Here is an 11,622-nt window from a genome sequence, read left to right as displayed (position 1 = left end):
TGCGGCGCTCATCCGGCCCCCGGGCCCACTTCTCGGACAGGTGTCCGAGAAGTGCTAGACTGTCGTGATGACCCGCACCGAGTATGTCCGAGAAAGCGTGGTGCGCGGTACAATCAGCGCCGTGCGTGCCTCGGACCCGCGGGCGGAACGCACCAGGCAGGCCATTTTCACAGCGGTCCGCACGCTGATGACCCAGCGCGTCGCATCCGTCTCGGTCAGCGACATCGTGCGCACGGCCTCGATCAGCCGCAGTTCGTTCTACGCGCACTTCAGCAGCCTCGACGATCTCGCGACCGGGTTCCTCCGCGAGCAGTTCGCCGAGATCGGCGTGTCCGGGTTCGACCTGCTGAGCGACGACCTCTCCGGGGCCCCGGCCGCACGGGTCGGCTACCAGCGGCTCATCTCCCACATCGTGGAGCACTACCCGCTGTACTCGAGTGTGCTCGACCTGCCGATCACTCGCACGGCATACGACGACGAGATCGAAGCGTACTCGCGCCGCCTCGTCGAATCGCTCGTCGTGCTCTCTGGCACGCCCAGAGTCGTGCACCCCGAGTCCTTCGCCACCTACGTGGCCGGGGGAGCGCTCACCCTGATCAGCGCCTGGATGCGCGGCCAGCTCGACGTCACGGACGACGAGATCGTCGACCAGCTGGTCGAATTCCTACCCGAATGGCTGGTCGACGCGGCCTAGCGCCGCGCACCCGCCGCCCCACACGCCACCACACAACCGACCGACGATGGTCGCGAGAACCCCGCATCACCAACGAACAGAGGCAGCATATGAATTTCACCGTGGGAGAAACCCTGGTCTACCCGCACCACGGCGCGGTCACCATCACTGAAATCACGACCCGCGCCGTGAAGGGGATCGAGAAGAAGTTCATGACCCTCACCGTGCACGCGAACGACCTGACGATCAAGCTGCCGATCGAGAACGCCGAGCTCGTCGGCGTGCGCGACGTCATCGACAGCGCCGGCGTCCAGGCCGTGTTCGACGTTCTCCGCGAATCCTTCGTCGAGGAGCCGGGGAACTGGTCGCGCCGGTACAAGGCCAACCAGGAGAAGATGGCGAGCGGCAGCGTCTACCGTGTCGGCGAGGTCGTCCGCGACCTGTGGCGTCGTGACCAGGAGCGCGGCGTGTCCGCCGGGGAGAAGAACATGCTCGTCAAGGCCCGCCAGGTGCTCGTCTCCGAACTCGCACTCGCCCAGAGCTCGACGAGCGAAGAGGCATCCGCCGTCCTCGACACCGTGCTCGCGAGCTCGATCCCCGCGACCGGCACCACTGCGGCCTAGGGGGTTACTCCGGGTCGCCGGTCCAGCCGAGGTTGCGGGCGACCCGCTCGAGGGTGGCGAGCGTCGTGGCGTATTCGGCAGGGCTGACGTCCTGGGTCGCGGCATCCCGGTTCACCGAGACGACCTCGGCGAGGCGCTGGTAGGCGAGCCTGCCGCGTTCGGTGATCGCGTACCCGGACTCCGACACAGTGACCCACCCGCTCTCGACGAGTTCGGCGAGGTGTTCGACGACGGTCTCACCCTCGGTGTCGAGGAACGGGGCGACCCCGCTCGTGAGTTGCTCGACCGAGGCCGGTCCGCGGGACAGCATCCCGAGCAGCTGCCACTGCCGCCTCGTCACCCCGTGTTCCTCGAGGGTCGTCGCGAATTGCTCGTTGATCAGTTGGTCGACGAGCTTGAGCCAGTATCCGATCGGTCGAAGGTCAGTCATACCGACAGGATATTCACGGACCCGTCATCCGGATCGTTCTCTGAACCAATTCGACGGAGATTGTGCCGCGCGCGGCCCGAAAACGGCCTGCAACGTACAATTTCGGCAGAATCTCCGTCGAATCGGTCAGGGGTGCTGTGGTGCGGGTCAGGCGTTCGCGCGGGAGGCCTCGACCACGGCGCGCGCGGCGGCGAGCCCGTGCTCGAGGTCTGCCTTGAGGTCGGCGATGTTCTCGATACCGACGGACAGGCGCACGAGGCCGGGGGTCACGCCGCTCGTGAGCTGCTGCTCCGGGGTGAGCTGGGCGTGGGTGGTCGAGGCCGGGTGGATCACGAGCGAACGGACGTCGCCGATGTTGGCCAGGTGGCTGAAGAGCTCGAGGTTGTCGACGAGCGCGCGGCCGGCATCCACCCCGCCCTTGAGCTCGAAGGAGACGACCGCTCCGACGCCCTTGGGCGCGTACTTGTTGGCGGTCGCATACCAGGGGCTCGACGGCAGGCCGGCGTAGTTGACCGAGGCGATGTCGGGGTGGCTCTCGAGCCACTCCGCGATGTCCTGGGCGTTCTGCACGTGGCGCTCGATGCGCAGGCTCAGGGTCTCGATGCCCTGGATCAGCTGCCACGCGCTCGCGGGGGCGATTGCGCTGCCGAGGTCCCTGAGCAACTGAACGCGTGCCTTGATGATGTACGCGATGCCGTCGCCGACCGCGCCGGTGTAGCTGACGCCGTGGTAGGACGGGTCCGGCTCGGTGAGGCCGGGGAACTTCTCGACGTTCTTCGACCACTCGAAGGTGCCGCCGTCGACGATGACGCCGCCGATGATCGTACCGTGGCCGCCGAGGAACTTGGTGGCGGAGTGGACGACGATGTCGGCGCCGTGTTCGAAGGGGCGGATCAGGTACGGGGTCGCGATCGTGCTGTCGACGATGAGCGGAACGCCGTTCTGGTGGGCGACGTCGGCGACGAGCGAGATGTCGAGCACGTTGATCTTGGGGTTGCCGATTGTCTCGGCGAAGAACAGCTTGGTGTTCGGGCGCACGGCACGGGCCCACTCTGCTGCATCGTCCTGGTCCTCTACGAAGGTCGTCTCGATGCCGAGCTTGGCGAGGGTGTACTTGAAGAGGTTGTAGGTTCCGCCGTAGATCGAGCTTGAGGAGACGATGTGGTCGCCGGCCTGCGCGATGTTGAGCACGGCGAAGGTCGACGCGGCCTGGCCGGAGGCGAGCAGCAGCGCCGCGGTGCCGCCCTCGAGCGCGGCGATGCGCTCTTCGACGACGGCCTGGGTCGGGTTCATGATGCGGGTGTAGATGTTGCCGAACTCGGCGAGGGCGAAGAGGTTCTGGGCGTGCTGCGCGTTGTTGAACACGTAGGACGTGGTCTGGTAGATCGGGGTGGCGCGTGCGTTGGTGACCGGGTCGGGGTGCGCGCCCGAGTGCACCTGCTTGGTTTCAAACTGCCAGGCGGCCGCGTTGTCGCTCATGAAGAACTCCCTGTAATCCTTGACAAGCGAGGACGGTCCTTCGCTCTGAGTGCGAGTTTAGGCACGCGTTGCGGGGCCGGGCAACGCTCGCGAAACACTGCGTCATCTGGCCGACACGCGACCGCCTCCGCGGATTTAGCCCGGCACGGCCGTCTCCCGCAGAATGGGAGCATGGCAAACAAGCGAGTTGTAGTGACCGGTGCGAGTTCGGGAATCGGAGCGGCCACGGTGCGACTGTTCCGGGCCCACGGCTGGGACGTCGTCGGCGTGGCTCGGCGTGCCGACCGGCTTGCGGCCCTCGCAGCGGAGACCGGCGCAGACGTCTTCACGGCCGACCTGACGGTGCAGGCGGACGTCGACGCCCTTCGCGACTATCTCGCGGTATCCGGCCCCGTGCACGCCCTCGTGAACAACGCCGGCGGCGCCCGCGGCCTCGACAGCGTCGAGACCGCCCCTGTCGAAGACTGGGCCTGGATGTTCGAGATCAATGTACTCGCGGTCAAGCGGGTCACGAGTGCCGTGCTCCCGCTGTTGCGGGAGACGCTCCGCACGGATGCCGCTGGCAGCGCCGACATCGTCACGGTCACCTCGATCGCCGGGCACGTCGCGTACCTCGGCGGCGGCGGATACAACGCCGCCAAGTTCGCGGCCCACGCCCTCGTGGAGGTTCTTCGGCTCGAACTCAACGGTGAGCCGATCCGGGTGATCGAGATCGCGCCCGGCATGGTCAAGACCGAGGAATTCGGCCTCGTCCGCTTCGGCGGCGACACGGAGAAGGCCGCGGCCGCGTACGCCGGCGTGGAGAACCCGCTCACCGCGGAGGACATCGCCGAGACGATCGTGCTGAGCGTTGAGCTGCCCGCCCACGTCAACCTCGACCTGATCACGGTCAAGCCCGTCGCGCAGGCGGCCCCGACGCGCGTCGCGCGCGGCCCCCTCGTCCCGAAGGACTGACCCGCGGCATCCGCCTGCCCGAAGTTCCGTGACCCGCACCGTTCCGGTCGAGAGTCACCCGCAGAGCGGGAACTCTCGACCGGAAACGTACGGGCTAGTGCTCGACGGCCTTCTCGGCGCCGTGGCCGGTGAGGGAGCGGACCGACATCTCGGCGGCGAGGAGAGGGTCCTCCGTGCGGGTGCTCGTGACGGAGCCGAGCCAGCCGAGGAAGAAGCCGATCGGGATCGAGACGATGCCGGGGTTGCTGAGCGGGAACCACGCGAAGTTGACCCCCGCGCCGAACATCGACGTCGGCGTGCCGGAGAACACCGGGGAGAAGATGATCAGGATCATCGCGGCGGCGAGGCCGCCGTACATGCTCCAGACCGCTCCGCGGGTGGTGAAGCCGCGCCAGAACAGCGAGTAGAGGATCGTCGGGAGGTTCGCGCTCGCGGCGACGGCGAAGGCGAGCGCCACGAGGAACGCGATGTTCTGGCCCTGCACGCCGATGCCGCCCGCGATCGCGAGGATGCCGATCACGATGACGGTGCGGCGGGCGACCTTGACCTCGCTGTCGGGGTCACCCTTGCCCTTCTTGATCACGCTCATGTAGATGTCGTGAGCGAAGGAGGTGGCCGCGGTGATCGTGATGCCGGCGACGACCGCGAGGATCGTCGCGAAGGCGATCGCCGAAATGAAGCCGAGCAGGAGCGGTCCGCCGAGCGCGAGCGAGAGGAGCGGCGCTGCGGAGTTGACCCCGCCGGGAGCCGCCGCGATGACGTCCGCGCCGACGAGCGCCGCTGCGCCGAAGCCGAGCACGAGGGTGAAGAGGTAGAACGCGCCGATGAGCCAGATCGCCCAGACCACGGAGCGACGGGCCTCCTTGGCGCTCGGGACCGTGTAGAAGCGCATCAGCACGTGCGGCAGGCCCGCGGTGCCGAGTACGAGCGCGATCGCGAGGGAGATGAAGTCGAGCGGATTGTGCCCGTACTTGAGCCCCGGCACGAGGATGGCCTCCGCGGGCTTGCTGATCGAGGCCGCGACGGCAGAGTCGAGCAGCGCGGAGAAGTTGAAGCCGTTGATCGCGAGCACCCAGATCGTCATCCCGAGGGCTCCGATGATGAGGAGGAACGCCTTGATGATCTGGACCCAGGTGGTGCCCTTCATTCCGCCGATGAGTACGTAGAGGATCATCAGGCCGCCGACCACGACGACCACGACCGACTGGCCGAGCTTGTCGTTGATGCCGAGCAGCAGGGACACGAGTCCGCCGGCGCCGGCCATCTGGGCGAGGAGGTAGAAGAAGCACACGGCGAGGGTCGTCGTGGCTGCCGCGACCCTGACCGGGCCCTGCTTGAGCCGGAACGAGAGCACGTCGGCCATCGTGTACTTGCCGGTGTTGCGCATCAGCTCTGCGACGAGCAGCAGCGCGACGAGCCACGCGACGAGGAACCCGATCGAGTACAGGAAGCCGTCGTACCCGCTGATCGCGATCGCTCCGACGATGCCGAGGAAGGACGCCGCCGAGAGGTAGTCTCCCGCGATCGCGAAGCCGTTCTGCGGCCCGGTGAAGGACCGGCCGCCGGTGTAGTAGTCCGCCGCGGAACGGTTGTTGCGGCCGGCCCGGATCACGACGATCAGGGTGACGGCCACGAAGGCGAGGAAGATCGAGATGTTCAGGACGGGATTGGTCTCCGTGGCCTTCACGGCGGTCTGGACGATCATGGCGCCGGCGCTCATTTCTGCTCCATCTTTTCGAGCTCTGCGCGGAGCGCTGCGCCCATCGGGTCGAGGGTCTTGTTGGAGAAGGACACGTACCACATGGTGATCACGAAGGTCGTGACGAACTGGCCGAGGCCGAGCACAAGGCCGAGGTTGACCGATCCGACGACCGGGATGGCCATCACGGCGGGCAGGTAGGCGGCGACGAGGACGAACCCGAAGTACCAGACCAGGAAGAACACGGCGAGCGGGATCACGAACCGGTTCCTCCTCCGCTTCAGCTCGAGGAAGCGGGGCGATTGGGCGAAAGCGACGTAGTCGATCGACGACGGCGTCGCTCCCGGTCGTGCATCTCTCAGTGATTCCGTCATGGGGGCTCCTTTGCTCCGTTGAGGATGGTGCTGGGTGGTGCGGTCTGGGGAGAGGGTTCAGTCGGTGTGGGCGGTGCCGTGCACGGCGAGCTTGAGCGCGTCGAGCACGGCAGGGTCCTCGATAGTCGGGGGAACCGTGTACGGCTCGCCGTCGACGATCTGGCGGATCGTCTTGCGCAGGATCTTGCCCGAGCGGGTCTTCGGCAGCCGGTCGAGGATCGTCACGTCACGGAATGCGGCGACAGGGCCGACGTGCTCGCGCACAAGTCCGACGAGTTCCTTGGCGAGGGTGTCGTGGTCGATCGTCGCCCCGGCCTTCAGCGTCACGAAGCCCGCGGCGCGCTGGCCCTTGAGCGGGTCGTGCACTCCGAGCACGGCGCACTCCGCGACCGACGGATGCAGGGTGAGCACCTCCTCGAGGGATCCGGTCGACAGTCGGTGCCCGGCCACGTTGATCACGTCGTCGGTGCGGCCCATCACGTAGAGGTAGCCGTCGGCGTCGAAATGGCCGGAGTCGCCCGTCGCATAGTAGCCGGGGAAGGCGGAGAGGTAGGCGTTCGTATACCGCTCCGCGCTGCCCCAGACACCGAGCAGGGTTCCGGGCGGAAGCGGCAGGCGGATGGCGATGTTGCCCTCCTTGCCGACCTTGGTCACGGGCCGGCCCTTCGAGTCGAGGATCTCGATGGCGTAGCCTGCGACCGGGAACGTCGCCGATCCCGGCTTGGTCGGGACCTCCTCGATGCCGCGCGGGTTCGCGCAGATCGCCCAGCCGGTCTCGGTCTGCCACCAGTGGTCGATCACCGGGCAGTGCAGCCCGTCGTTGGCCCAGTGGTACGTCTCGGGGTCGAGTCGTTCCCCGGCGAGGAAGAGGCCGGTCAGGCTCGAGACGTCGTACTTCTGCAGCTCGGCGAGCTCGGGGTCGACCCGGCGGATGGCCCGGATCGCGGTCGGGGCGGTGAAGAGCACGGTGACCTGGTAGTCCTCGACGACCCGCCAGAAGGCGCCGGCATCGGGGGTGCCGATCGGCTTGCCCTCGTAGATGACGGTCGTCGCCCCGACGAGGAGCGGCGCGTAGACGATGTAGGAGTGCCCGACGACCCAGCCGACGTCCGAGGCCGCCCAGAAGACGTCTCCGGGCTCCGCGGCGTAGATGTTGCGCATCGACCAGGCGAGCGCGACGGCGTGTCCGCCGTTGTCGCGCACGATGCCCTTCGGATTCCCGGTCGTTCCCGAGGTGTAGAGGATGTAGAGCGGGTCCTCCGAGCGGAGGCTCACGGGTTCGGCCGGGGTCGCGGCATCCTCTTCGGTCGCCCAGTCGAGCCAGATGACGGCGTCCGTGTCCGTGTCCGTGTCCGTGTCCGTGTCGGCGTAGTCCGCCGCGCTCCCGGGGATCGACTCGCGGTCCCGCACGATGACGGTGCGGACAGAACCATGCGACCGGTCAAGCGCCTTCTTCACGAGCGGCAGGTATTCGACGACGCGGCCGGGCTCGAGCCCGCCAGACGCGGTCACGATCACGGTGGGCCGGGCGTCGTCGATCCGCACGGCGAGTTCGCTCGCCGCGAAGCCGCCGAAGACAACGGAGTGCACGGCGCCGATCCTGGCGCACGCGAGCATGGCCACGATCGCCTCCGGGATCATTGGCAGGTAGACGATCACCCGGTCGCCGACGCCGACGCCCTGGGCGCGCAGCACCCCGGCGAACCGGGAAACGCGGTCGAGCAGCCGGCTGTAGCTGATGCTGACCCGGGTGCCGCTCATCGCGGAGTCGTAGATGACCGCGGCCTGGTCGCCGCGGCCGGCGAGCACGTGCCGGTCGAGGGCGTTGTAGCTCGTGTTGAGCTCGCCGTCCGGGAACCAGCGCCAGGTCCCGGGCTCGCGCTCCTCGAGCGCGGTGCGCGGGGGCACGGTCCAGTCGATGAAAGCGGATGCCTCGAGCCAGAAGTCGGCGCGGGTCGCGGCATCCGTCGAGCGCAGCCAGGAGCCGCGGTAGCTCCCCGCCGCGCCTGTCGCTGTGTATGTCACTGTGAACCTCCCCATTGAAGCTCCTATGTATACATAGAATTCAGGAAGTCTTGCACACGCCGGGTAAAAAGGGAATAGCATGGCGTCTGTGTATACAGAAACCCCAATGTTGGGGAACATCACTCCGCTGGGTACCCGTACGGCCGCAACGCCGGTCGCCGTCGTCAGCGCGAGCGAACGCGCATACCGGCAGCTGCGCGACGAGATCCTCGACGGAGTCCTTGCCCCGGGCGCCGGCCTCCTCGAGGTCGAGCAGTCCGACCGCATCGGCGTCTCGCGCACCCCGCTCCGGGCCGCCATAGCCCGCCTGATCGCCGACGGGCTCGTCGCCGGCCGCGCCGGCCGCGGCTTCATGGTCACGGAAATGTCCGTCGACAGCATCCACGAACTGTACGAACTCCGCCGGGCCCTCGAGGAGCACGCGGCCAGGATCGCGGCGACCCGGCGCGACCCCCACGTTTTCCTCGAGCTGCGCGACCAGTTCCGCGCGGCACCCGAACTGCTGCTGCTGGGCGAGGCCGGCCTGCACCGGTACTACGAGCTCATCGACGACTTCGACGACGCGCTCGACGCGGCAGTCGGCAATCCTTTCCTCGTCACCGCGCTCGCCAACGTGCGCACCCATCTCGCCAGGATCCGCAGGCTCGCCAGGCACAACCCGTACCGGCTACGGGCGGCGGCGGCCGAGCACCTCCTCATCATCGAGGCCATCATCGCCGGCGACACCTCGCTCGCCGCCCACGCCACCCATGTCCACCTCCACCAGAGCCTCAGCAACGTCCTCGCTGCGCTCGAGGCGAGCCCGGCCACCCCGGTCGGCTGAACCACCAGCGCCCACTCGGACCACCGCCCACCCGTACCACCGCCCACCCGGACCACCGCCCAACCGAACCACCGAAGGGAACCCTGTGCAGTTTCACGATGTTCGAGTCCACCGCAGCGACGAAGACCTGGCCCGCACGGACCAGCTCGCCTGGAAGATCGCCGAGTGCGCGGCCGACCCGGTGGAGGTCTCTGCCGAGGTGACCGAGATGATCATCAACCGGGTCATCGACAATGCCGCGGTCGCAGCCGCCTCGCTCACCCGGCGACCGGTCGTCGCCGCACGCTCGCAGGCGCTCGCGCATCCGCGCTCCTTCAACGGCGTCGGCGCGACCGTGTTCGGCGAACAGCGTTCCCGCCGGGTCTCGCCGGAATGGGCGGCGTGGGCCAACGGCGTCGCCGTCCGCGAACTGGACTACCACGACACCTTCCTCGCCGCCGAGTACTCCCACCCCGGCGACAACATCCCGCCGGTCCTCGCCGTCGCCCAGCACCTCGCCGTCACCCGCGGCCTGACCGGTCGGGACCTCGTGCGCGGGATCGCGACCGGCTACGAGATCCAGATCGACCTCGTGCGGGCGATCAGCCTGCACGCGCACAAGATCGACCACGTCGCCCACCTCGGCCCGTCGGCCGCCGCCGGAATCGGCACCCTTCTCGGCCTCGACACCGAGACGATCTTCCAGGCCATCGGCCAGGCCCTGCACACCACAACAGCCACCCGGCAGTCCCGCAAGGGTGAGATCTCGAGCTGGAAGGCGTACGCGCCCGCGTTCGCCGGCAAGATGGCCGTCGAATCCGTCGACCGCGCCATGCGTGGCGAGACGAGTCCGACCCCGATCTACGAGGGCGAAGACGGCGTCATCGCCTGGCTCCTCGACGGTCCGGAGGCTTCCTACCAGGTCGCCCTGCCGGGGCGGGGCGAGGCCAAGCGGGCCATCCTGGACAGTTACACGAAGGAACACTCCGCCGAATACCAGGCCCAGGCCCTCATCGACCTCGCCCGCAAGCTCTACCGCGAGCACCCTGAGCTCGCCGACCCGGCCAACATCACCCGGATCGTGATCCACACGAGCCATCACACCCACAACGTGATCGGCTCCGGTGCGAACGACCCGCAGAAGTACGACCCGAGTGCGACCAGGGAGACCCTCGACCACTCGATCCCGTACATCTTCACCGTCGCACTGCAGGACGGCAGCTGGCACCACGTCGACTCCTACCGGCCGGAACGCGCGAACCGCGCGGACACCATCGCCCTCTGGAACAAGGTCACGACCGAGGAGGACGTCGAGTGGACCCGGCGCTACCACTCGCTCGACCCCGCCGAGAAGGCCTTCGGCGGCCGGGTCGAGATCGAGCTGGCCAATGGCAAGCGGATCGTCGACGAGCTCGCCGTCGCCGACGCGCATCCGCTCGGCGCGCAGCCCTTCGGCCGGGCGGAGTACATTGACAAGTTCCGCACGCTCGCCGCGGGCGTGCTCGAGGAGGGCGAGATCCTGCGCTTCCTCGACGCCGCGGAACGCCTGCCCGACCTCGCCGCCGACGACCTCGACCAGCTCACCATCGTGGCCCGCAACGGCCTGCTCACCTCGGTCCCCATCCCGAATGGAATCTTCTGATGTTGTATTCGACACGCACCCCCGCCGCCAAGCGGGAGGGTTTCCGCCGCGACCTGGCCAGCGGACGCCTGCTCCGGTTCCCCGGGGCATTCAACCCGCTCTCCGCCCGCCTGATCGACGCGAAGGGGTTCGAGGGTGTCTACATCTCCGGCGCCGTGCTCTCCTCCGACCTCGGCCTGCCAGACATCGGCCTGACCACCCTTACTGAGGTCGCCGGGCGCAGCCAGCAGATCGCCAGGATGACCGACCTGCCCGCGATCGTCGACGCCGACACCGGATTCGGCGAGCCGATGAACGTCGCGCGCACCGTGCAGACCCTCGAGGACGCCGGCCTCGCCGGAATGCACATCGAGGACCAGGTCAACCCGAAGCGCTGCGGCCACCTCGACGGCAAGCAGGTCGTCGACCTCGAGACGGCCGGCAAGCGCATCCGTGCGGCCGTCGATGCCCGCAGGGACCCGAACTTCCTCGTGATGGCGCGCACCGACATCCGTGCCGTCGACGGTCTCGCCGCGGCCGTCGACCGGGCGAAGGCACTCGTCGACGCGGGCGCCGACGCGATCTTTCCCGAGGCGATGGCGTCGCTCGCCGAATTCGCGGCGATCCGTGCGGCCGTCGACGTGCCCGTGCTCGCGAACATGACCGAGTTCGGCAAGGGGGAGCTCTTCACCGTGCAGCAGCTCGCCGATGTCGGGATGAACCTCGTGATCTTCCCCGTCTCGCTGTTGCGCCTCGCGATGGGCGCCGCCGACCGCGGCCTCGACGCGATCATCGAACACGGCTCGCTCCAGTCGATGCTGCCCGAGATGCAGCACCGCTCGAAGCTCTACGAACTGCTCGACTACGAGTCGTACAATCACTTCGACTCCGGCGTTTTCAACTTCACCCTCAACCCCACCCTGCCCGCGTAACCACGCACTC

The 11,622-nt window shown here is 68.1% G+C and carries 11 protein-coding genes; 6 read left to right on the top strand and 5 right to left on the bottom strand.

Translation table 11 applies throughout. The features are described 5' to 3' along the window. The first annotated feature begins 67 nt into the window (after positions 1–67). Both RCH22_RS12120 and RCH22_RS12115 read left to right on the top strand, forming a co-directional pair. Positions 68–694: a TetR/AcrR family transcriptional regulator gene (locus RCH22_RS12120; protein ID WP_327014185.1), complete on the top strand. Its 627-nt coding sequence runs from the start codon at positions 68–70 to the stop codon at positions 692–694. 89 nt (positions 695–783) lie between these two features. Then, complete coding sequence (locus RCH22_RS12115) at positions 784–1,296, top strand: CarD family transcriptional regulator (RefSeq protein ID WP_134449786.1); 513 nt, start codon at positions 784–786, stop codon at positions 1,294–1,296. 4 nt (positions 1,297–1,300) lie between these two features. Here the strand turns inward: RCH22_RS12115 and RCH22_RS12110 are convergent, their stop codons facing one another. Further along, the gene (locus tag RCH22_RS12110; RefSeq protein ID WP_327014184.1) at positions 1,301–1,726 is read right to left on the bottom strand and encodes a MarR family transcriptional regulator; all 426 of its coding nucleotides are present in this window, start codon (positions 1,724–1,726) and stop codon (positions 1,301–1,303) included. A 147-nt stretch (positions 1,727–1,873) separates the two neighbouring features. Next, the gene (locus tag RCH22_RS12105) at positions 1,874–3,205 is read right to left on the bottom strand and encodes a bifunctional o-acetylhomoserine/o-acetylserine sulfhydrylase (protein WP_327014183.1); all 1,332 of its coding nucleotides are present in this window, start codon (positions 3,203–3,205) and stop codon (positions 1,874–1,876) included. Positions 3,206–3,376: 171 nt separating this feature from the next. Here RCH22_RS12105 and RCH22_RS12100 point away from each other — a divergent pair, with 171 nt between their 5' ends. Continuing rightward, positions 3,377–4,159 (top strand): SDR family oxidoreductase, encoded by a 783-nt coding sequence (locus tag RCH22_RS12100; protein WP_327014182.1) that lies wholly within the window; start codon positions 3,377–3,379, stop codon positions 4,157–4,159. Positions 4,160–4,253: 94 nt separating this feature from the next. Here RCH22_RS12100 and RCH22_RS12095 read toward each other — a convergent pair whose 3' ends face one another. The 3 genes from RCH22_RS12095 to RCH22_RS12085 are packed head-to-tail and all read right to left on the bottom strand — an operon-like array spanning position 4,254 to position 8,209. Further along, the gene (locus RCH22_RS12095) at positions 4,254–5,879 is read right to left on the bottom strand and encodes a cation acetate symporter (protein ID WP_327014181.1); all 1,626 of its coding nucleotides are present in this window, start codon (positions 5,877–5,879) and stop codon (positions 4,254–4,256) included. Continuing rightward, entirely contained in the window at positions 5,876–6,232 is a 357-nt protein-coding gene (locus RCH22_RS12090; RefSeq protein ID WP_327014180.1) for a DUF485 domain-containing protein, read from the bottom strand. The genes RCH22_RS12095 and RCH22_RS12090 overlap by 4 nt, the downstream gene beginning before the upstream one ends. Positions 6,233–6,289: 57 nt before the next feature. After that, entirely contained in the window at positions 6,290–8,209 is a 1,920-nt protein-coding gene (locus RCH22_RS12085; protein ID WP_327015521.1) for an AMP-binding protein, read from the bottom strand. A gap of 154 nt (positions 8,210–8,363) precedes the next feature. On the opposite strand from RCH22_RS12085, the gene RCH22_RS12080 reads away from it, so the two are divergent. From RCH22_RS12080 to prpB, 3 genes are all read left to right on the top strand, one after another. After that, positions 8,364–9,080, top strand: a complete 717-nt coding sequence (locus RCH22_RS12080; protein ID WP_327014179.1) for a GntR family transcriptional regulator — start codon at positions 8,364–8,366, stop codon at positions 9,078–9,080. 85 nt (positions 9,081–9,165) lie between these two features. Then, on the top strand, positions 9,166–10,701 hold the full coding sequence (locus RCH22_RS12075) for an MmgE/PrpD family protein (protein ID WP_327014178.1): 1,536 nt from the start codon (positions 9,166–9,168) through the stop codon (positions 10,699–10,701). After that, on the top strand, positions 10,701–11,612 hold the full coding sequence (prpB, locus tag RCH22_RS12070; RefSeq protein WP_327014177.1) for a methylisocitrate lyase: 912 nt from the start codon (positions 10,701–10,703) through the stop codon (positions 11,610–11,612). The genes RCH22_RS12075 and prpB overlap by 1 nt, the downstream gene beginning before the upstream one ends. Positions 11,613–11,622: the final 10 nt, after the last annotated feature.

Source organism: Cryobacterium sp. GrIS_2_6, from assembly GCF_035984545.1.
Lineage (GTDB): Bacteria > Actinomycetota > Actinomycetes > Actinomycetales > Microbacteriaceae > Cryobacterium.
This window is presented reverse-complemented; position numbering and strand designations above follow the sequence as displayed.